Genomic DNA, 20,609 nt, shown 5'->3' on the forward strand with positions numbered 1-20,609 from the left:
ATATCGTGAAATTCAAGTCTTTAGTTTTACTTGTGCTGGGCGCAATTAATAGCTCGATCGTTATTGCAGGTGATGAACCTGTGAATTGTGCGACGCAGACAACATATACCACTTATTGGTATGGTCCTGCTAACTGTACTATACCTCCTGGTGATTTGTTAGTTCATTACTCTGATAAATCTTATGTGCCATCTCTAGTACTTAGAAAAAATGGTTTTAAATGTACCGCTTTTTTTCCATATTCAGGAACTGAAGAGAATGTAGAAACAATATGTGATTACACCCCAAAAGCGACTATTAGAATTCGTCCGGACCCCACCGACACGACCTACAAATATGCTGATGTGTGGGGGACCGATAGAGATGGCAGTATTGTTTCTCAGGAGCTTTGGGTAGACGGCGTAAAGCAAAATGGTTCCAGTGTTTTATTGATGGGAGATATTGGAGATACCTTCACTGTAACTGCGCGGGTTCGTGATAATGACGGGTATACTGATGAAGCCTCTCAAGGTGTAACGCTTAGAGGAGAAAACCCCAGTCCCTGTGGTGATCATGAGTGTTGATTCAACAGTTTTTTTTATGGTAATTTGTATAAACCCTAATTTTCTGCGGAGTTAATACCTTGCCAGCAGGGCGCGGAGTCTGCTGGCAAGGCGCCGGTTTTCGAATCTGAGTTTTTTTTTTGTTTCGGATTGGCTTTAATGTCCCAACCATATTTAATCGATGCCCTTCTTATTCTGAAATAAGAAATCCTTATTCGAAAAAAACCGAGGCCGGAGGTTAGTCCAGCCCCGGTTTGACGGGTTGAGATTAGACCGGGTTACCGGTGCGGATCTCGAAGGCGCACTTGTTGCGCAGCGCGCCGTGGCCGACCGCGTACTTGGCGACCATCAGAGTGCCCTGACGGCGGATGTCGTACTCGGACTCCATGCCCAGACCCAGGAGCTGCACAGTCGCGGCGGCTTCTTCAGTGAAGACGACGCCGGTAGTGGTGCCCATGTTGACCTGATATTTGGCCGGGATGTCGGCATTGGCCGAATCATTTGCGCCCCACGGCAGGTTGTTGGACTTGACCACGTTGACGCCGCCAATCATGGAGAAGGAGCCCTTGGAGTAAGAGCCGTCGCCGTCCACGTCGCGGTTGAGGATCAGAGTCGGCTCCTGCGCGAGCAGGTACCATTGGGCGGGCTTGAGGGCAGCGTTCACCCTCTGGGTATCGACGGGTACGTCCTTCTCTTCCATCGCCTGCTTGCCGGCCCAGATAGAACCGGCCAGGGAGGTTGCGGAAGTGTCAGAGTCGGCATCGTTCAGGGTGCCGCCGCCCTGGTCACCGGAGAAGAGGGCACCACCACGCGCGGCCAGCACCAGATTACGGGCAATGTTTTTGTCGTAATCGCGTGCCAGTGCCAGGCCCAGTTCGCGCGAGTATGGCGCGCGGACATCGTAGTGGTTGGCGGCTTCATCGATGTTGGCGATGAACGCATCGGAGATCAGCAGGTCGTCGATGGTGATGGTCACCTCGTTGTGTGCGATCTGCTTGCCGACGATCTCTTCACCCGGAGTGTGGTAGCCGGAGTTAGCGCGGAAGGTGGCGGCGAACTGGGCGGACTTGCCACTGGAGATGACTCGCTGGCGGGTCAGCTCCTTGAGGATGGTGCTGGTTTCGAAAGCGGTGAGAACTTCACCTGAGAAGACTTTCAGGAACAGCGCCTTGGCGTCACCGGTAAGATTGGCCTGACCGAGACGGGAGACAGTTGCATTTGCCATTGCAGCAATACCTATTTGAGGTTGGAAAGGATCAGGGGAGAATTACCGCGTTTGCTACTGTGCTCCGATTGTCACCCTCGGGTGAGTCTTTGCGTTCGCTACTTGGTAGGGAATGTGTCGAATGATCAGGCCGTCACATTGCGAAGAGGGCGCCCGCCCGGCATTGCACCGGGCAGGACTTGATCGCAGGAGGAGAGAGCTGCGAAGGGAGGGACTGTTAGCCAAACAGGTCGATGCCGGCCCTGGAGGCGCGCTCGATCTTCTGCTGGACTTCTGCGCGATAGGCAGGGTCTTTGGCGTAACGGGGGTCAGCCATCGCCTGAGTTAATTCATGCGAGGACTTGAAGTGCCCGCCAGTGACCGTGTTGTTGGACTGACCGGAGATGTTCACGCTCGGGTCGATGTCGGCGTTGGCGGTATATTTTTGCGCCAGTGCCTCAGCGCCAGCCTTTACGATTGCAGGATTGGTTGAAGTGAGCTGCACGTTCAGGGCCTGGATCTCACTCGGCTCCAGGTTGGCAGCGGCCCATTCAGTCGCCCGGGTGTAACTCTCGCGGGTACCGTCAAAGGCGGAGAATGCGGCGTTCTCAATGGAACCAACAAGGGCTTGCTGTCCGGCGATATAGTTGTCGACCATCTCGCGGGGCATGCCAGCCTTCTCGAGGGCGCTGTAGGTTTCAGTGGTGAGTTCACCCTTCTCGGCAAACTCTGCCTGGGCGGCCTCGACCGGATTGGAGAGGCCGGACTCGCCGCCTGTACCTTTATCTGCCTTATCGCCTTCACCGCCCTGGGCGTCATCCTTCTGGGATTCGTTTGAGGATTGCTTGCGCAGAGCGGCTTCGGCGTCCTGCTGCGCCTTCAGGAGCGCGGCGACATTGACCTCGCCCTTGTCCGCATCCCAGAACTTTTCCGGAATGTCATCGGGGCGTTGGGGCTTGTCACCTTCTTTATTACCTGGCTCCTGACCGGGGGCCATGGAAATGTCCTCCCCGGTCTGGGAATTACTGGACGTGATCGAGGTCACGCCCTCTGCGGCTTTTGCAGCCATGGCGGCGTCGTGTTCCGACTGCGCCTTGGCCTGGTCCGGATTCGGCTCCCCGCCGATGTTCAGTGAGTCAGGCATTACTTGGCCGCCTTGGTTTCGAACTGCTTCTTCCACTCGGCCTCAGTCAGTACCTTGACCTTGCAGTCTTTGTGCTTGAAGGCGGGGGTATATTCGGCATGTTCCTGGACGTTGCCATTGGCCATGATCTTGCGCTTTACGACGACGCCATCTTTGCGTTCAACGTAGGCTTCGCCTTGCACATGGTTGGGTTCGGGACGCACGGCGCCCTGGGGTACGGCGTATTCTGGTCCGGAGGGTTTTGCATTAGCCATTGGGTATCTCCTCGGTCATTGAACTTGCAAGTGCACCAGCCAACTGTCCGGCAACAGGTCCGGCAGCTTTATCGACGACACTGCCCACCACGGCATCGTCCTCCTCCCGCTCCATTTGTTGTGGAGATTTCTGGATGTCTTCGATGTCGATGTTGTGATGCGTCGCCATGAGCTGTGCAACTTTGGTATGGTCGAATTGGGCCATGAAGCCTTCACCAAACAGCTCTTTGCCATCTGCGAAGTATTCACGGTATTTGTTGAGTTCGTGTCCCCGGCCGAGGGCATCGAAGCCGGTGATCACGACAGGCTCCAGTGCTGCGTCAGGCAGGGTGGGCATCTGTTGTGCCTTCCGCATCTGCGCCATCAGGCGCTTGACGATGGGGAGCTGGAGTTCCTGTGAGAGAACGGTGTAGACACCGCCCAGTACATCCTCGAGTTCCTGTGCCTGCATCCGGATCTCTTCTGCCGTGACACGTTCAGCATTGCGCACAGTGCCAGTGGTCAGGAGGAAAGCGTGGGACAGGCGGAGGGTGAGATCATCGGCGGTGGACTTTGCCACCTGGAAGTCGGGAAACTTCTCAACCTGCAGGGTCTCAATATCGTCCCGGTTGCCCTCGACAAACTCCCCGGACTCGGCCCGGTTCAGGGCTTCGAGATCTGTGGTGGAGTTGGGTTTTTCCAAAAAGATAATCTTTGCGGCGGCGGCAGCGAACTGGACGATGGACTTTGAGAGACCTTCCAGTGAGCGCAAGTCGCCCATGTACTCTTCGACGTGGCCGCGGCCATAGTCTTCGTTTTCGATTGCGCCCCAGCGCAGGGGAATGTACGGACACTCATCGTAACTGGTGCGGCCATCGGACCCGGGGACAACTTTGTCCTCTATCTGCTGGTCCCATACGGCCTTGTCACTTTCCTTGCGGATATAGGTGTAGACCTCAAGGTTGTCGTCGGACGTGAGGTCTACCTCAATGTCCATCTTGCCGATCAGTGCCTGGTCCAGCGTCGCTGGGTGCACGGATTCCTTGATCACTATCTCCCGCCAGTACCCCATGGCATCCCGCAGGACACAGAAGTTGGTCAGGCGGAACATGCGGGCACCGCCGGTGGCCGGCATGTGCAGGAGAGCGTTACCGGTGGTGATCAGGTTTCGCAGGGTGGCGTGAAGTGCAACGCGGAGGTTGCCCCGCTCGACGAGCCGCATTGCGCGGTTCTCTATCTTGCGGAGTTCCTCTTGGATTTCGGTATCGTCGGCTATCTCGGCGAGGACGTCATCCGGAATCATCATCCGGAAGAAAGGGTTGCCTGTGGGGAGCAGGGCCATCGCCAGTTTGGAGGCGAGGTTGTTCACACCCCGGGCGCCCAGCGACTGGTAGGGCTGGGGCAGGGTGGAGTTCTCGTTGTGCCCCTCGGGCGGGAGCAGGGCGGGGATGGTGAGGTCTGCGGCATCGCGTGCGCGCTGGAGGATGGCGTCACGGGAACCGTTGAGCTTCTCCCAACGTGCTTTTGCGGTCGCCATTCAGTGGCTCCTAGTGGAGGTGGGTACGGATACCTTGCAGCCCACGATAGCCTCGGTAGGCGCGCGGTCTGGGTTTGGGGGAAATAGACGGGAGAGGGGTTGTGACCCTGGGCGATGCCGGCTGTGGTTGGGCGATCGCGGGGGCGGGGCCACCGAGGTCTATGCGCAGGGAGGAGCGCCCCTTGCGAAGCTGATCAACCGTGGATGACTGGCCGATGGAACCATCGAGGTACGGGTTCCGCAACCACTCCGGCTTGTCCTCGTCGGGGTCACGAGGCTTGGGAGCCTTTGGAACTTTTGGGGGTTTGCACATTGTCCGGTTCTCTGTAGAGTGCGGCGTAAATCGTTACAAGTGTTGAAATATGCGCGAATTTCTACAATTTCACAGGTGGCGGCCAAAGAGATGTAAATTCAGAAGCTACCGAATAAATGGTTGGAACTCTTTCAGAACTAATAAATCACGGAGAATAAGATGGAAGAAGCAGTTAACGAAGAAACCATGCTTGAGCAGGCAACCTCCAGCCTATTAAGAATTCAAGAGTTTGATGCTAAAAATTTACCGAGATTTGGCGAGCTTGAACGTACCCTAAATTTTCCGGATGTCGTTGAACCGGTAAAAAGGTTAATCGAACTTTATCGGCGCCTAGCAGTGGAAGCTCTGGAAGATTTTCCATATTCTATTCAAGAGAAGGTAAAGGAACATTGTGACAATGCTTATAAAAGGTTTGAGGATGTTATCAATTTTGAGCCGGCGGAGTATGAATCACCATCCGTAGAGCTTGGTCGATATGTGATGAAAATTATGGGTATTTATGATTCTACTTTTACAAGTTTACATCCCTATATATCCTACTCCCTTCATAGATCTACGGACCTTTCAAGCTCAGCTGCAGCAACCCGCTCCGTACTCAAATCCTTCGAAATGGAAACTAAAAATATCAAAAAGGACTTACTTAAAACGCAGGAGGAGGCAGCGAATATACTTCTAAATATTAGGAATATTGCTGCCGAGGAGGGCGTGACTCAGCAGGCTATTTATTTTAAAGAAGAGTCAGAAGGTCATGACAGCCAGGCAGCAAGCTGGAGGACGGGGGTTTTTGTAGTAGCTTCTTTATTTGCCACCTTCGCCATTACGTCCATATTTCTCCATAAGTGGACATGGTTAGCGCCTACAACTACCTTTGAGACAGCGCAGTTGGTGACCAGTAAGCTGGTTATCTTTGGGGTGCTCGCCTATTTGTTAATTATATCTGTAAGGAATTATCTGAATCATAAACACAACTCAATCGTCAACAAGCACAGGCAGAATGCTTTAATGACCTATAAAGCCATGGTTGAGGCAACGGACGATGCTGGAAGCCGGGAAGCCATCTTAATTCAGGCCGCCGCTTGTATTTATAATCCGCAAGCTACAGGATATGCGTCGGCAGGTTCTGACGCAGCAGCGGTGTCCGGTAAATCCATGGTTGAAATATTGAGTAAGCCTGTGATGCAAGCCGCAACAGGTTCCGGCAAATCCTAAAGAGAAAACTGGTACAGAATCGATGCCAGATTGTGTTCCAACTCCGTCGCCTGTGTTGACTTGTGTACAGTTGTCACTGCTCATAGCTTACCAGGGGCTTTCCTGGTGGCGATCTTCTCGGTGGCGGCCAGGAGCGCGCGCAGTTTCTGTACAAGATCAACCTGTCCGGCATATCGGATATGGTCTTCGATAGACTCGCCGTTCTGAATGCAGCGCGGGGGGTATCGTTTCTCCAGCTCCTCAATAAGGGCCGGGATGTCCGCAGGCAGGGGTTTCATAGTTACCTTTAAGTCCCTTAGGGATACGAGGGTTCTCGTTAGTGGTACCAAATTCCCGCCACCGGCCCCTAAGGGCTGGAGACGGGAGGGCTGGAGGCGGGAAAGCAGGGTTAGCCAAGTAGACGCTCGGGCCGCCAGAGCCTGACCTTCTTGGTCTTGAAGTTATAGCTGCTCGCCCAGAGGATGTGCGCCAGACGGGCCTGAAGCAGGGCATCCTCCTCGGTCTTGCCTTTGGAGGCATAGCCTTCGACCACGATGCCCCACAGCCGGTTAGCCTCTGCCTCGTGAACCTCCCTGACAAACCGGGACTTAGGGCCGATACCCCGACAGCCCGGGTATCCGTCAGTGGCATCCCCTGTGAGGGTCTGCTCCATCAGGAACCGGTAGGCATGTAATGGCTCGATGAGCCGGGGCTTGTCCTTGTCGTGGCGGGGGTTGAACAGGTAACCGGGCACCGTTTTCATGTCCTTGTCTTCGGACACGATGATGGTAGGCCCCTGCACGAAGCGATCGCCGGAGGTCTGAAGGATGCCCATGATGTCATCGGCCTCCAGACGGGGGCGTTTGAAGGAGCGGTACTCGTGTTCGAGGTACTCCTTCACCCAGGACAGAAGCTCCGGCTTTACCACGTTCTGGCGGTTGCCCTTGTAGCTGGGGTCGAGCTGCTTGCGGAAGTTTACGTCCGGATCAGACAGGCAGATGATCACTTTGTTGGTGTCGAGCTTGTCGCACAGCTCTCCTATGACTTCATCCACATCCCGACGGGCGCGGTTGTGGTCGACGACCTTGCCGCATCCTGTGTCCCCGAAGTCGAACTTCTTTTCGTTACGGGATGCGGCCTGGTAGGCGATGATGTCCGCGTCGATGAGGAGGGTTGGATCTTTCAATCGATCTTACCTGTGCGGAGACCCCGCCATAGGGCACTGTAGACCGTACGCCACGCGTCAGCTTCTTGAGCGACCGACAGGATAACGAGGACAAAGGGCGTGATGAACATCCAAACGAACGACCAGATGCGGCAGAACCACGGCTTCTCTTGGGCCAATTTGCGTAATTTATCCAACATCACGACGCCTCCCTGATCTGCTTCTCAAGACCGTCCCGCTGCTGACAGGCAACACGCAACGCTTCCGCCGCACGCTTCTGCCTTTCCGACAGATCCTCAATATGCGACAAGACCCGCTCATGGTCGGCCTTCAGGGCCTCGACGTCGACTTCAGGCTTGATGCGATACTCCCAATCCGGCCACCAGAGGGGGTCAACTTCCTTCCAGTCCCCGAACCGCTGCCTCCCTTCAATCACCAGGGAGTCATCTTCAGCCCACTGCTTGATCAACTCTGCGTGGGGGCGGGGTCGCTGTTCCAGAACAAAGCAGTCGGTCACATACATAAGGTTGTGGCCCGCCTCAGCTACTTTGATATAGGTACCACGGTTGAAAACTTCGGAAACCGTAACCACTGTATCAACGGCCATCGAAGAGTACGGGTTGTCTACTCTGCGAACCTTATCGCCAACTTTAAATTTACCCATCATTTACTACTCCCTGCGGACCACTTCTCGAAGCCGCGAACACCCATATAGGTGAGGGCCGGAGAGGCGAGAATGAGAAAGATCTGCCACTGGAAATCCGGAGCCTGGAGTCCCCATGCTTCCGGTAGAACTGGAATCAGACTGGTCGCGAACGCATAAGCGGCGGTGATGTACCACGATTGTCTGGCAATCTTCGGTCGAGTGCGCTTGGTGTACAGGTCGGTCTGGTGAAGTTCGGCCTGAATGGTTTCTTGCTGGGACTCGAACTGGTCGCGCTCGACTTGCAGCATCAAGGTGCGGTAGTCGTGGGACCGTTTGGACATCGCCATGCGGAACTCATGCTCGAGCTGGATGGCTTTGTCTTTGTCGGTGATGAACTCACTGATCAATGATGCGCCGCGATCGACAATCTTGTCCCACATGGCGGAGAAGGGGTTCTTCATCAGATAACCTCCCTGAGTTTGTACAGAATTTCCCGTGCTTCCATTACCGGTAACGCAAACCATTCACCGCTACGCCTGACGTCTTCCATGCGGGTGTGCATTTCGATCTCTGCAAAGTGGCAGTCAGCGAAGTACACAGCCTCGCGCAGTTGGAACTGGCGGTGGGGGCAGGCAGTCTGGAAACTGTTAAGGCGGGAGTGGGGATCACACGCGCGGCCGATCTTTACGTAACCGGGCCAGCTGGGGTGATCAATGATATAAACGAAACCCTCTGTACGCTTGGCGATGAACTGTTCAGCTCTGCCGGCAGATGTGCCGGCGTCGTACAGATGCCGTGCCAGGTCGCGATAACGGCGGCGGGTTTCCGGCTCCAGCCTGGCGACTGCGGCACGGCCACCCACCATCCCCTCCTGGAGGCGGCGGATGCCGTTGCGGCGACGCACGGTGGCTGGGTTTTCTTTAGTGTGTTTCCTTCCATGACGTGCCGATGTCATAGTCACCAGCGAGCGGGCAGCGAAAGTGGAAATGCTCACCCGCGAGGCGGATTGAGTCTGCTGCGATACGTCCAACCCCATCTGCTTCCTCCTTCAGGACTGATAACTGGACTTCATCGTGGACATTGAGTAGGGGAACTACATCGAGTCCCTCCCGTTTGAATGCCTCGAACATGAGCACGAGAGCTTTCTTCATGATGATTGCGCCTGCCGATTGGCAGAGTGAATTGAGCGCTGCATGCATGGAGCGGACGGGGATCTTGCGGCCATCGAGACCCTTGAGGTAACCACGCTTTGCACTCTCCTTAACCTTCCCGGTCAACTTGGCGAGGGCTGGGAGACCTTCCATGAGGGCGGCACGGGAGCGGCGACCAATGGCGGTGATCTTCTGATCGCGTTTCTTTCCAGAGGGGAACTTGGCGTAGAAGCGGAGCAGCTTATCTTCAGGCCACTCGGACAGAACAATACAGCCGAGGTTGAAGTCGCCACTGCCGTACAGCATCCCGTAGAAGTGGGTCTTGGCAGTGTCTCGTTTGATCAGGCCGACAGCTTTCTGATTGCGGGTGTGCATGTCAGTGCCGTCCTCCTTCTTCCCGTTGAGGACAACCTCGACGTAGGCACCGTTATCGAAACGGGCCATGAAGTGCGCCAGTACGCGCAGCTCCAGGGCGTCGGCATCGCAGCCCACAATGACCCGGCCTTCGTCGGCAATAAATGCAGCGCGACATGGCTCGCCGTACATGGCGTGGTTGGCAGGTACTTGCGCCAGGTTCGGGTCGGAGTGCGTCATGCGGCCGGTCACGGCTCCGAGCTGATTCACACGGCCATAGATGCGTCCACCTTTCTCTTTCTTGAGCCACGCCTTGCCGCCGGTTGCGATCTGGGACAGACGCTTCTGTACGGTCATGTACTCGGTGATCAGCCTGGCTTCCTCGAAGGGCAGCGAGCCGAGCACCTCTTCATCGATCTTTACCTGACCGGTGGCGGTGAACTCCGTGGGCGCCCACCCGTATTTGTCCTGAAGATTGCGGGCGATGTGCACGCGACTGCCTGGGTTAAAATCGACGAGCTTGATCCTGGAGTAGGGCGCGCCTTGGGTGAGGTCGGCGCGCAGCCTGTCCTTGTAGCGGATGGTCTTCTTGGGGATGGCAGTCTTTGCGCCGTTACGGACGTAGAAAGGCTTGAAGGCTTGCGTGCACTGGTCGTATAGCTCAATGTTGCGCTTGGTGAGTTCCTTCACCAGTGCTTCCAGGCCCGGACGATCGATACGGATGCCGACGCGCTCCTGCCAGGTGATGTACTTGGCGACCTCCATCTCCAACCAGATGGCCTGCTCGGAGAAAGTCTTACCTTCGAGATACTCAATCAATGCGAGGTTGGCGACAACATCCTGCATACAGTAGTCGTCCATCTCCCTGGTGAACGGGATGGTTGCCCACGTGTGCTTCCTGCCGGTTCGCGGGTCGATGAACTGGCCGGGTTTGAAGTCGCTCTTAGCCTCACCCCCGAGACGGACACCCCACTCCCACAGTGAGTGCGAACCTACGCGGAATCCCTTGTCGGGAAGTTTCCCCTTTCGCATCGCGCGGAAGTCGCGATCTTTCAGGTCGGGGAAGTTCAGCATCGAGGCGATCTTGGAGTCGTACTGTGTTTGGGGCCACTGTACTTCTCCCGGGTAAACCGCTTCGACGGCGGGCAGGTCGTAGCCGATGATGTTATGTCCTGCTACGCACTCCGCGGAGGACAGTAATTTGAAGGCATCGGCGAGGGTTCCGTCCCGGGGGGTGGGGACGTCGGTGTAAGACCCGTCGAGGTCTTGATAAAAAGCATGGTCGGTGAAGCGGTACTTGCGTCCGGTAGCCCGATCAACCGCATTGATGCAGTGCAACTTTGTGATGGTATCGAGCAGACCATCACTCTCGATGTCGAATACAAGCATCGCTTCTCCAGGAATTAGGGGACGGGGGCCGGGGCAATATCCCGACTTTTACTGGCTAAACCCCGCCGAAGGTGGTTAGGCGTTGCCGATAAGGTCTTCGATCAGGTCTGCAGCGGCTCGGGCAGCTCTGGCGTCGACGCCACAGGCGATACGCTCACTACGCAGCTTTGCTACCTTCGCGGCAAGCTTCTCTTCACGCAGGATCTGCGCGTGCGCGTGTTCGCGCAGATGAGCAACCGTGCCGGTGAAATCTTTGAGGATGGTGGCGGTTGTCTTACGGGAAAATGCCATGGGTTCTCCTTGGGGAGTTTTGGCCTGGTTAAGCAGGGGCTCTACAGCTTTGCTTTCAGAACCTGCCGACTCGATTGCGACCACTCATCGGGCGTACAGTCGTCGATACTGTTGCGGGTCTCAGTGATCATCACTGGCTCCTCGTCCGGTAGCGCCCTGTCGAGGCCGCGATAGAAGTCCTGTATGTCTGCGTGGGCCAGTTCGGGCGTAGGCGGTACATGGAAAATATCCACACCCTTGTCGAATAACCGCTGGAGATTCGCGAGGGCGCGCCAGGCAAGCTTGGTTGCCGCCATGATCCCATCCGGATCACGGTGGGTTTCCTCTACGGCAATGTCAGCGAGATGGCGGAGCAGTGAGTCCAACTCTTCAGTGGATTTTGATTTATCCCAGTGCACCGGGGTGCCCGGATTGTGTTGCTCATTGGCGATGCGGCTGGATTCGCCAACCGCTGCCAGCGCGTGGGGGAAATAACGGAACAGGCCTTGGAACATCAAGAGACCTTTCCGGGTGGTGTTGTCTGTGGGCAGGCTCATTGACTGGCCTCATGAATTTCATGGGCTAAATCCATACCGTCCCAGTTATCCAGTCCGGCCGCTTCCAAACAACTGAGCCAGTCATCGCGTTCGCGCAAGCGGTCAAGCTCTGACTTGCGGATTTCGATCATCTCTTCCATCATTTCAGCTTCCACAAGATGATCGCGGAGATGAGCAGCAATACCACGTTGACGCCAAAGGCGATAACAGCGGGGAGGAGCACCATCTTCCAACTAAGAGTTGACATGAAGGAGACGCCAGCCAGTTTTAGCAAGGCCGTTAGCAGCGACCATGCATAACAAAGTTTCGTCAGCATTAGCGGGTCCACCGTGCACGTTTACGTTTGCCTTTCTGGGAAAGGCGGTTATAGGCATTGCGAACTACCGGGCGGTAGAAGTTGCGTTCACTCTCGCGGTCGAACCTGTGGCCGGCTGATAGGTGAATCGGGTTCGCATACGCGGGCGAGCCAACCCCGCAAGCGGCAATAGTGGCGGCCATGATGTGGGCAGCGAGCAGTGATTTACCATTCATAGAAATACTCCTTGGTGATCTCTGTGTAGCCTTCCTCGAACTGGCGCTTGGGACTCCAAGAGACATATACTTGATTTGTCCCTTTTCCATAAATAACGACGTAACCCTCATCACTCGGATCTTCGTCCGCAGGGATCTGCCAACCTCGGTATATGTTGTAGTCACCCCTCGACATTGGCTCCGCGTGTACTTTCTTGTGACAGCGGTAACGCTTTAAGTTATTGAACTGAAGCTCCATCAGTATTCCTCCTCCTCTTCATTTTTGAATCCGTGCTTATCGGCTGACCCCTTCTCCGGCAAGTCGCACTCGTGCAGAAGGCCGGTGTTCAGGTCATACTGCAGCCCGAATTTCAGGCCCGCGGCGTCTCCCGTGTAGCGATCTTTCAGTACACGGAAAATGGTCGGGTCACTGGATTGCTTGTTGCGCTCAATGCCGAACATGAAGTGCGACCAATACGCAATGGAGCGGGAGCCACGGAATTGGTTTTCATATACCCGTCCCCCTTCCTCGTGCGGTTTACCTACTGAAGGCGTGGTGAGGTGGGAGATGTAGTAGATGGTGATGTCCAGCTCCTGACAGAGCGCGGACAGTTCGGCCATGATCTTGTCGATGGCCTTGCGTTCGTCGTCATCAACGGCAGCGGCGAGGGCGGTGAGGTGGTCGAGGAAAATATCCTTGATCCCGCAAGCGACTGCCATGTAGCGGATGCGTTGTTTGATGGTATCCCATCCCATAGAGCCGAAGTGGTCGTACAAGAAGACCTTGCCGGACATCCCTTGCAGTGTCGCCTTCAAGAGTTCCCGGTCGTAATCCACCCCAGGGACGTGAACACGCTGCCGCATCTTCATGCCCGCAAGGGTCTTTGCAGTGAGCTTCGCCGGCTCCTCAAGAAAGATTCCGCCGATCGGGAGACCTTCAGTCTCATTAACGAACGTCGCAATCTGCTTGAAGATTGTTGACTTGCCACAACCAGTGCCCCCGCCGAACCCGTACAGTTCCCCACGTCGACGTCCATAAGTCTTGTCAGTGAGTGAGGGCCAGGGCCAGGGAAGACCAACCTCGATTGGGCTGGATGCCTCCTCACAGAGGGCGGCGATGTCGACCACACCATCGGGGCGAAACGCCTTGGCATTCCACATCGCGTCGATAACTTCCTTGCCATAACCCTCAAGGAGACATTCATTCGGGTCTTTCTTTGGAAGTCTGGCGATGTACGCCTTGCCCGGACTAAGAAGCTCCGCGCATTCAAGTGCGGCAGTCTGTCCGGGCTCATCCATGTCAAACATGAAGATGACTTTCTCGAATTGCTCAAGCCACTCGATTTCCTGTGCGATAGTTTTGGAGGCTCCCTGCGCTCCATTCGGTACGGAAACGACAGGCCACTTGTTATTCTGTAATTGCGAAACAGTCAGCGTGTCGATTTCGCCTTCAGTGATAACGACCTGCTTGCCGCCGTCGCGCCACAGGTGCTGACCATAAAGGCCAATGCCCTTGACAGCCCCGAGGAAGCGGAAATCTTTATTCTTGAAGCGGAGTTTCTGTGCCCGGACGGTGCCTTTCTGGTACTGGGCGATATGTACGGTCTGCCCATTAAATTTGCCAATTGCGTACCCGAAGAACTTGCAGGTTTCTTCTGTGATACCACGCACGGCGAGACGCCGGTATTCGAACTCTTTGACCATCGCGCGGCTGCTGCAGCGCTTTTTATTCCGCGCAGTGGTGCCCGGATCGTCGTCAACGACTTCGGTCTTGCTCTGGACGGTGTAGCCACAGGCGAAGCAGTGTGCGCCGCCTTCGACATACTTGACGAGGTTATCGCCAGACTGGTCAGCGCCTCGTTCGCGGCATTGAGGGCACGGTACCTTTTCGAGAACGTCTCCCACGTAATACCCTCCATCCAGTTTTCACACGGTCTTTACAATCGAAAAGACGCTTTTTGATGTAAGGCGTCAGTCGGTTCCTATCGTGGCGGCCTTCGGAGCAGGTGCCATCGACGTGAGCAGCCTCGACAAGTGCGAGTTGCATGATGCTTCGGGTTGGGAGTGTGCGCCTCACTCTGCGGCAGTGGCGGGCCACGCAGGAGCGGAACTGTCTGTTACCCATGCTGTTTCTCCATGTTGAACATTCAGAAGCGCCCCCAAAGAGGCGACGGTTTATCTCTGTCCTAGTGGTACCTAATTACCTGGCCCACCATTCCCGGACATCGAAGCAGGGGCAGGCTTTGTTCGCACCAAGATCCCTGTGGCCGAGTACTTCAGCTTCAGGGTGATGGGTCTTGTAGTACTCCAAGATGTTGCGGAGCGTGTCGAACTGCTCGAGGGTGAAGTTGTTCTGGGGAGTCTTGCCGTCTTCGGCCAAACCACCTACGAGGCAGAAGCCCAGACTGAGGTGGTTAAAGCCCCGAGCGTGGGCACCGGGCCTGTCATCGGGTCGGCCCTGCTTCAGGACACCATCACGCTCAATGACATAGTGATAACCGATGCCCGCCCAACCTCTGCGGCGGTGCCAAAGCTCGATGTCTTCAGCGGTTACCTCTTGGGACGGCCGGGTGGCAGAGCAGTGAACCACCAGGTAATCCACTGATTTAATCGGCTTCCAATTCATAAGGCTCAATCCAAATGCTGGTGTGCGGAGTTTCTCCGGATTCGACAAAGCGCTTGGACGCCTGGAGGTCGACGATCAGGTCGTCATCCGCCCAGTAACCTTTCTTGGTGATCGCGTCGAAGATGGCTTTGCAGTAATTGTCGATGTCACCCAGCGGGTTGATGCGCTTGGTGGTCTTTGGTCTGTGGCAGACGAACTCAACGTCGACATGGACGTTGCCTGTGAAGGGGGCGGTATGGGCTGGTATCGCTTCATCCAGCAGGGCCATGTAGTTCTTGTAGGTGGCGGAGTAATAGGTACCCCAACGTGTAACTCTCGGCCGACTAGCGACTACCGGTCTCGCATATAGAAAAAGCCCCACTCGGTTTTCCAAGCAGAGCTTTTTGGTAGGGGCGCAGATTTCCGGCTTAGAACTCTTCTTCTTCACCTTCGTCCGCGCTGCTGTCTGTTTCGTCAGTGAAACCTTTCTCGCTGGCAGGGGACTCGTAGCCCTCCTCTTCGCCGAAGCTATAGCTTCCGGCATCGCGATCGCCACCGCCTTGAACCAGCTCGATGATCTGTACTGCCTTCAGGCGCAGACTAACGCCGACTTCCTTGGTACTTTCCATGAAGTACGGGAACAGTTCTAGCGAGAGCTTCGCAGTGGAACCGGACCACACGCTAATCTCTTCCTGAATCGGATTTGCTTTTGCATCGAAGAGGAATGGCTTTTGCTTCCAGCTTTTGGTCTTGGTCTTCACGACGGCCTTGAGCTTGGCGCGGAAGATCATGCGGCCGGTCTCTTCACCCTCGTGATCACACTCTTCCTCGTAGAAGTCAGCCATCTTGGCCTTCTTCAACTTGGCGGGCTTGATGTCATCGGGGTTTTCTTTGATGTATCCGTCGCGAACCTCCTCCAACTTTGCAACAAACTCGTCGAAACCTTTGCCAGCTTCGAGCGCGAACTTGGTGTGATATTCGCCATCGGGCTTTACGTACTTGGTGTCCGGCTCAAACAGACGCGGGAATATCAGACTGACGACCGGGGTGGTGGTCGTCGGGTAGCGTGGCTTTTTACTCGCCATTAATTCAGTTCTCCATTTTCAAATTTATCGGCCAGGGCGTCAGGGCAGATACCGGCAGCGGCGAGCGCCATCGCTGTATCTGTCGCGATGAGTCCCATCTCCTCCCACTCCGCTCGAGCGCGTGAGACATTAGGGTTCATGGTTTCCTCGTGGGTCAGATTCATCTGCTCCGTCCTATCTCACTGATTGCGTATTCGTGAATTGCCCGCATCTGGGCAGCGAAGGGAGAGTCGAGGTCGTTAATCATCTTTTCGGATGTGACGATCAGCTCTCGCATGTCGAGTCCGGTTGCCTTTGCGGTCGCCGCCAGTGCCAACGCGATGCCCCGGATCTGCACTGCAGGATCATCCTGAGTGCGGGTGAGGCAGCGGAAGGCGGACTGACGGAGACGCTCGGGATTAGCACCGAAGGCAAGCCGATCTCGGAGGGTCCGGGTTGACTCCATAAATCCTCGAAGTTCTATGCTTGTGTTAGTGGTACCTAAATGCCGGACAGACGCTCCACCGTGGTGGTCCGCGTAAACAGCGCGGCGTTGGGGCAAACCTTTCGCTCAAGTTCGAGTGCACGAAGAGCGGCGTCGAAGTCAGTGAACTCGACCTCGACACCTGCGTAGCCTTTGAGAATCCATGTGACTTCTTTATGCTTCATTCGGTCAATGATCCCGGTATGTCAATTAATTAGGCGAAGAAAAAATCGGCTTCCATGACCTCGGAGAGGTCGAGGTCGCCTTGGGCAGGCGGCGGTGGTACCTGGTCAGCCTTGTCGGGTGGCAGCATGTCGATCATCTGCTGCCTGAAGCGCTCGAGCTGGTTAGTGGAGTACAGTTCAACGAACTGCTCGCGGATTGCGAAGTTCATGTCGTCCACATGGCAGGCATGCACACCGAACGAATCATGGATCATTGCGAAGGAGTCCGTGACGTTAGCCTCAACCAGTCGATTGACGGTCATGCGGAGGTGCGTGGCGTCATTGCCGTGGATGTAGTTCGGTGCGATTGCAGCTTTGTGTTTGCGCGGATCTTGATGCACTGATTCAACGCGGAGTTGAATCTTCATCTGCATACCGCCGAACCACACTTTGAAGCGCTTGCCGTTGGTCTTCACATACCGGTGCTGAATTGGAAGTCCATCGTGTGTCGTCCACAGTGGCGGCATGTCGAGATCCGTCACAGGCTTGACGGCATCCTTCATCCAGTCCATTGCGAGGGCTGCACGCTTTACGGTGGCTCGGATGGAAGCCTCCACGACAGGCGCGATCGCACTTGCCGCTTCGTAATCCGTCCAGCCGGGCAAGTAAGTGTCGGTCTGGCTGTCTTCAGCCATCTTTCGGCAGGCGGCATTGATCTGATCGCGCATCCCCCGCGCCGTTACCGAGTAGGCGAACGTCATACAGGGCTGTTTGGTGAGCTTGCGTTTTACCTTGCCGCGCCAAGAGATCAGGCACTGTTCATCCGGCTTGGCATTGAGCAGCAACTCTTCGGTCTTGTCAGCCACGCGGATGTATATGTCTGCCGGCTTATCGGATGGCACCAGGTTCACAGCGGCCCCGCCTTCCGGATCTTTCAGCATCGCGGAGTAGTGCTGCAGTCCCGAGCAGCTCCCGTCCATAGGAATTGGGAGGTGCGAGATATGGTCAACACCGTCGATCACGTAACCGGCGTACTCAATACACGCAGCCAGGGCACACCACTTTGATTTGGCGTCAGCCTCCAACCAGAAGCGCCTACCGTCCAGTGGATTGAGAGCCGAGTCGAGAAGCTGCTCGTGGTGCTCCTGAACCCACTGCACTCGCGCGGGGAAGTCAACCTTATCGATGCCAAAGGTATTGGCGATGTGAACGTGCAGCCAAAACGCGCCACTCTCACCCAGTGGTTTGCCATCAGCAAAATGCAGCAGCGCCTTGCCCAGGGAGTCCGCTTGCGGATGCATGCCCGATACCATGCTGTAGATGCGTCCACGGAAATCGAGAACGTGCGGGAAGTAGATCGCTTCTTCGTCCCTGACATCCTTCGCCATGGACAGCTTGCCGGAGATGTCGACACGCTTCGCAATCATCTTGGCGTTTTTCTCGTGGGCTTTTGCAGCCTCAACGCGCCAGTCGTTAAACCGTGTGCGCATCTCAACGGGCATATCGTCGGGCTTCATGTCTGCCGGGATGTCAGCAGGCCGCTCGGGTACGTATACCAGTTCCTGATCCGGAAGCAGGCCGTGGAGTGTGTCGTTACCTGCCCAGGCTTCAGCGAGAACATCGTAGACAGCGGTGTTCACTTTCCAGCGCGTGTTCTGAATCGCATTAACCGCGGCGTAGACTTTTGGCATCTCGACGGAGAACATATCGTCACGCATCTGGGCGGTGACACCGCCAACGAAGTCCGCCCGGTTCTCCCGAGTGAGGTACCCGCCGCTGATAGGGGATGTCCATGGCTTGGGCGGATGTACCATTGGCAGATAACGCGGCTCCATCAGCTCGCAGCGCTCATGCATGCGCGCCAGCCAATCGTTGGCCGCTTCCGTTGGCGCGAGAATATAGTGCGTGTTGTTGCGGCCTTCCGAAACCAGAACCTGCTTCGCCAGTCCGGTGGTGCTGATGAAGATCTCGATCAGCTTCATGCCCAAGTGCAGCTTGTCACCCTGACTCCATTCCAGACCGGAAACACCACCGACATCTGCTGCCAGTCGCATGATCGCGCGGCGGTGATGCTCGGTGCTCCACTTCTTGGCCTTCCGCTCCATGTGAGTGCTGAGGTTCGGCTCTGCAGCGCGCAGTTCATCGAACTGGTAGTGCTCGCCGAGGAGCGAAGCCAACGCCATGGCAACTTTGGTGACCTTCTCGTTGTTCACTGCGGCGTTGATCAATCGGCGCGCTGTAATGAAAGCGACCGGCTCATCCTGGAGTTGCTGAAGGTAGCGCACCGCGAGCGCGGGACGTCCACGTCCGGCCTTGCCTGTCTCGACAGCTACAACCATCTCACGGATGGCGTTTGCTACAGGCTCGATCGAGCGACGAAGCAGCGCCTGACCTGGCTTCAAATCAGTTGCTTCTTTTGATTGGACGGCCGCCCGGTACCGAGCGACACCGGCGTCGACTTGAAGTTGTTCGCGTTTGAGTTGACGTTGATAAAGAGTCTCATCGTGCATGAGTTACGCTCCGAGTTGGCTGAAAAGGAACTTGGCCCTGTGCTAGTGGTACCTATTTCGAATTAGGTGACAGGGCGGGACTAATGGGGCGAGAAGAGGGCAGGCGCAGGGGCCTGCCCAGGCTTGGGTAATGAGGGACTATCTGGGAATTGTGACAAACCGGGACGGTTTGGGCATAAGAAAGGCCGTCACAGGGACAGCCTAACTATTTGATCTTAAAGGGATTTCAAAGGATTTTGAATCCGTCGTGTCTACCAATTTCACCACTCTGGCACAGGTGCCGAGGTATTGGGAGGCGCCTCGGCGAGGGGGACGATTATAGCGATGGCCTGAAAGCGGTCAACTGGATTTGGCGGCGGGGCGCCTTTCCGTTACCCTTCGCGCCCCAAACTACTGACATAGCGGAACGCCTAGACTCTAGCCATGCGCCGCCAGGACTTCCATTTTGACCTCCCCGATGAGCTGATCGCCCGGACCCCCACCGAGGAGCGGCGCGGCAGCCGTCTGCTGTGCCTGAACGGGGGCACGGGAGGGCTGCAACACCGCCGCTTTGCCGACTTGCCGGAACTGGTAAAACCGGGTGACCTGTTGGTGTTCAATGATACCCGCGTAATCCCGGCAAGGCTGTTTGGGCGCAAGGCCAGTGGTGGCAAGGTGGAGATCCTGGTGGAGCGAGTGCTGGACAGGCGCCGCGCTCTGGTCCATATCCGCTCCAGCAAATCCCCCAGGCCCGGTAGCGCCATTCTGCTGGAGGACGATACCGCAATACAGATGCTGGCCCGGGAAGGCGCGCTGTTCGAACTGGAGTTCCCGGCGGAGGGGGTGCTGCCGGTGTTGGAGCGGCTGGGCCATATGCCCCTGCCCCCCTATATTGACCGGCCGGACGATGACTCGGACAAGGAGCGCTACCAGACGGTGTACAGCCGCCATGCGGGCGCGGTGGCGGCACCCACCGCCGGTTTGCACTTCGATGAGGCGATGCTGACGGCATTGCGAAGCAAGGGGGTGGAAACGGCCTTTGTCACCCTGCATGTGGGTGCGGGCACCTTCCAGCCGGTGCGGGTGGACAACATTTTTGAGCACCGGATGCACAGCGAAGTGTTGCGGGTGTCGGAGTCTGTGTGTCGCGCGGTAGCGGATTGCCGGGCGCGGGGCGGGGCTGTGATCGCGGTGGGCACTACCAGTGTGCGCGCCCTGGAGAGTGCCGCGGCCGGTGGCCAACTGGCGCCTATGGTGGGTGAAACCGACATTTTTATCTATCCGGGTTACCGTTTCCAAGTGGTGGACCGGCTGATTACCAATTTCCACCTGCCGGAATCGACCCTGCTGATGCTGGTGAGTGCTTTTGCCGGCTATAGCCATACCATGGATGCCTATCGGCAGGCGGTGCAGCAAAAATACCGCTTCTTTAGTTACGGCGACGCTATGCTGATCGATCGCAACGACGACGTGCGGGGGCTGGATGACTAGGGCCTGTTCACACTAACTGAGTTGGCCCTAGCCGGGCAGGCGTGGGGCGGCGGAGTTTCTGCGGACCGTTTAACCGTTGTTTTGCCCCCAAATTTTGACCACCGAGGAT

Annotated in this window: 25 protein-coding genes; 3 read left to right on the forward strand and 22 right to left on the reverse strand. The window is 56.3% G+C overall.

Going from position 1 to position 20,609, the window contains the following annotated elements; translation table 11 throughout:
- The first annotated feature begins 5 nt into the window (after nucleotides 1-5).
- Nucleotides 6-563 (forward strand): hypothetical protein, encoded by a 558-nt coding sequence (locus tag AB1S50_RS09620; RefSeq protein WP_367150404.1) that lies wholly within the window; start codon nucleotides 6-8, stop codon nucleotides 561-563.
- Between the two features lie 247 nt (nucleotides 564-810).
- Here AB1S50_RS09620 and AB1S50_RS09625 read toward each other — a convergent pair whose 3' ends face one another.
- The 5 genes from AB1S50_RS09625 to AB1S50_RS09645 all read right to left on the reverse strand — a co-directional run bounded on the left by AB1S50_RS09625 (nucleotide 811) and on the right by AB1S50_RS09645 (nucleotide 4,973).
- Nucleotides 811-1,767, reverse strand: a complete 957-nt coding sequence (locus tag AB1S50_RS09625) for a major capsid protein (protein WP_367150405.1) — start codon at nucleotides 1,765-1,767, stop codon at nucleotides 811-813.
- A 217-nt stretch (nucleotides 1,768-1,984) separates the two neighbouring features.
- A complete protein-coding gene (locus AB1S50_RS09630; RefSeq protein WP_367150406.1) occupies nucleotides 1,985-2,890 on the reverse strand; it encodes a capsid assembly protein in 906 nt (301 codons plus the stop codon).
- The gene (locus tag AB1S50_RS09635; protein ID WP_367150407.1) at nucleotides 2,890-3,144 is read right to left on the reverse strand and encodes a hypothetical protein; all 255 of its coding nucleotides are present in this window, start codon (nucleotides 3,142-3,144) and stop codon (nucleotides 2,890-2,892) included. Before AB1S50_RS09635 ends, AB1S50_RS09630 begins: the two co-directional genes overlap by 1 nt.
- Nucleotides 3,137-4,660 carry a portal protein gene (locus AB1S50_RS09640; protein WP_367150408.1) on the reverse strand — a complete coding sequence of 508 codons (1,524 nt, stop codon included), beginning with the start codon at nucleotides 4,658-4,660 and terminating at the stop codon, nucleotides 3,137-3,139. Before AB1S50_RS09640 ends, AB1S50_RS09635 begins: the two co-directional genes overlap by 8 nt.
- A gap of 10 nt (nucleotides 4,661-4,670) precedes the next feature.
- Nucleotides 4,671-4,973, reverse strand: a complete 303-nt coding sequence (locus AB1S50_RS09645) for a hypothetical protein (RefSeq protein ID WP_367150409.1) — start codon at nucleotides 4,971-4,973, stop codon at nucleotides 4,671-4,673.
- A gap of 159 nt (nucleotides 4,974-5,132) precedes the next feature.
- Here AB1S50_RS09645 and AB1S50_RS09650 point away from each other — a divergent pair, with 159 nt between their 5' ends.
- Complete coding sequence (locus AB1S50_RS09650; protein ID WP_367150410.1) at nucleotides 5,133-6,182, forward strand: hypothetical protein; 1,050 nt, start codon at nucleotides 5,133-5,135, stop codon at nucleotides 6,180-6,182.
- A 388-nt stretch (nucleotides 6,183-6,570) separates the two neighbouring features.
- On the opposite strand, the gene AB1S50_RS09655 is transcribed toward AB1S50_RS09650, so the two are convergent.
- The 17 genes from AB1S50_RS09655 to AB1S50_RS09735 form a co-directional block, all read right to left on the reverse strand.
- Nucleotides 6,571-7,347, reverse strand: a complete 777-nt coding sequence (locus AB1S50_RS09655) for a hypothetical protein (protein ID WP_367150411.1) — start codon at nucleotides 7,345-7,347, stop codon at nucleotides 6,571-6,573.
- Between the two features lie 178 nt (nucleotides 7,348-7,525).
- A complete protein-coding gene (locus AB1S50_RS09660) occupies nucleotides 7,526-7,993 on the reverse strand; it encodes a hypothetical protein (protein ID WP_367150413.1) in 468 nt (155 codons plus the stop codon).
- Nucleotides 7,990-8,433, reverse strand: coding sequence for a 3TM-type holin (locus tag AB1S50_RS09665; protein WP_367150414.1), 444 nt, complete (start codon nucleotides 8,431-8,433; stop codon nucleotides 7,990-7,992). Before AB1S50_RS09665 ends, AB1S50_RS09660 begins: the two co-directional genes overlap by 4 nt.
- Nucleotides 8,433-8,876, reverse strand: coding sequence for a GIY-YIG nuclease family protein (locus AB1S50_RS09670; RefSeq protein WP_367150415.1), 444 nt, complete (start codon nucleotides 8,874-8,876; stop codon nucleotides 8,433-8,435). Before AB1S50_RS09670 ends, AB1S50_RS09665 begins: the two co-directional genes overlap by 1 nt.
- Nucleotides 8,877-8,892: 16 nt before the next feature.
- On the reverse strand, nucleotides 8,893-10,866 hold the full coding sequence (locus AB1S50_RS09675) for a DNA polymerase (protein WP_367150416.1): 1,974 nt from the start codon (nucleotides 10,864-10,866) through the stop codon (nucleotides 8,893-8,895).
- 75 nt (nucleotides 10,867-10,941) lie between these two features.
- A complete protein-coding gene (locus AB1S50_RS09680; RefSeq protein WP_367150417.1) occupies nucleotides 10,942-11,157 on the reverse strand; it encodes a hypothetical protein in 216 nt (71 codons plus the stop codon).
- Between the two features lie 41 nt (nucleotides 11,158-11,198).
- Nucleotides 11,199-11,693, reverse strand: coding sequence for a dATP/dGTP diphosphohydrolase domain-containing protein (locus tag AB1S50_RS09685; protein WP_367150418.1), 495 nt, complete (start codon nucleotides 11,691-11,693; stop codon nucleotides 11,199-11,201).
- Nucleotides 11,690-11,836: a hypothetical protein gene (locus AB1S50_RS09690; protein ID WP_367150419.1), complete on the reverse strand. Its 147-nt coding sequence runs from the start codon at nucleotides 11,834-11,836 to the stop codon at nucleotides 11,690-11,692. The genes AB1S50_RS09685 and AB1S50_RS09690 overlap by 4 nt, the downstream gene beginning before the upstream one ends.
- The gene (locus AB1S50_RS09695; RefSeq protein ID WP_367150420.1) at nucleotides 11,833-12,009 is read right to left on the reverse strand and encodes a hypothetical protein; all 177 of its coding nucleotides are present in this window, start codon (nucleotides 12,007-12,009) and stop codon (nucleotides 11,833-11,835) included. The genes AB1S50_RS09690 and AB1S50_RS09695 overlap by 4 nt, the downstream gene beginning before the upstream one ends.
- Nucleotides 12,009-12,224 (reverse strand): hypothetical protein, encoded by a 216-nt coding sequence (locus tag AB1S50_RS09700; protein ID WP_367150421.1) that lies wholly within the window; start codon nucleotides 12,222-12,224, stop codon nucleotides 12,009-12,011. Before AB1S50_RS09700 ends, AB1S50_RS09695 begins: the two co-directional genes overlap by 1 nt.
- Before the next feature lie 237 nt (nucleotides 12,225-12,461).
- The gene (locus AB1S50_RS09705; protein WP_367150422.1) at nucleotides 12,462-14,108 is read right to left on the reverse strand and encodes a toprim domain-containing protein; all 1,647 of its coding nucleotides are present in this window, start codon (nucleotides 14,106-14,108) and stop codon (nucleotides 12,462-12,464) included.
- Nucleotides 14,109-14,403: 295 nt separating this feature from the next.
- The gene (locus AB1S50_RS09710) at nucleotides 14,404-14,829 is read right to left on the reverse strand and encodes an N-acetylmuramoyl-L-alanine amidase (protein ID WP_367150423.1); all 426 of its coding nucleotides are present in this window, start codon (nucleotides 14,827-14,829) and stop codon (nucleotides 14,404-14,406) included.
- Nucleotides 14,810-15,352 (reverse strand): RusA family crossover junction endodeoxyribonuclease, encoded by a 543-nt coding sequence (locus AB1S50_RS09715; protein ID WP_367150424.1) that lies wholly within the window; start codon nucleotides 15,350-15,352, stop codon nucleotides 14,810-14,812. Before AB1S50_RS09715 ends, AB1S50_RS09710 begins: the two co-directional genes overlap by 20 nt.
- Complete coding sequence (locus AB1S50_RS09720; protein ID WP_367150425.1) at nucleotides 15,237-15,893, reverse strand: ssDNA-binding protein; 657 nt, start codon at nucleotides 15,891-15,893, stop codon at nucleotides 15,237-15,239. Before AB1S50_RS09720 ends, AB1S50_RS09715 begins: the two co-directional genes overlap by 116 nt.
- Nucleotides 15,893-16,057, reverse strand: coding sequence for a hypothetical protein (locus AB1S50_RS09725; RefSeq protein ID WP_367150426.1), 165 nt, complete (start codon nucleotides 16,055-16,057; stop codon nucleotides 15,893-15,895). The genes AB1S50_RS09720 and AB1S50_RS09725 overlap by 1 nt, the downstream gene beginning before the upstream one ends.
- Before the next feature lie 316 nt (nucleotides 16,058-16,373).
- Nucleotides 16,374-16,541, reverse strand: a complete 168-nt coding sequence (locus AB1S50_RS09730) for a hypothetical protein (RefSeq protein ID WP_367150427.1) — start codon at nucleotides 16,539-16,541, stop codon at nucleotides 16,374-16,376.
- Nucleotides 16,542-16,570: 29 nt separating this feature from the next.
- Nucleotides 16,571-19,030 (reverse strand): DNA-directed RNA polymerase, encoded by a 2,460-nt coding sequence (locus AB1S50_RS09735; protein ID WP_367150428.1) that lies wholly within the window; start codon nucleotides 19,028-19,030, stop codon nucleotides 16,571-16,573.
- Between the two features lie 423 nt (nucleotides 19,031-19,453).
- On the opposite strand from AB1S50_RS09735, the gene queA reads away from it, so the two are divergent.
- Nucleotides 19,454-20,500, forward strand: a complete 1,047-nt coding sequence (queA, locus tag AB1S50_RS09740; RefSeq protein ID WP_367150429.1) for a tRNA preQ1(34) S-adenosylmethionine ribosyltransferase-isomerase QueA — start codon at nucleotides 19,454-19,456, stop codon at nucleotides 20,498-20,500.
- Nucleotides 20,501-20,609 lie beyond the last annotated feature (109 nt).

It is taken from the genome of Microbulbifer discodermiae (assembly GCF_040742695.1).
In the GTDB taxonomy this organism is placed as follows: domain Bacteria; phylum Pseudomonadota; class Gammaproteobacteria; order Pseudomonadales; family Cellvibrionaceae; genus Microbulbifer.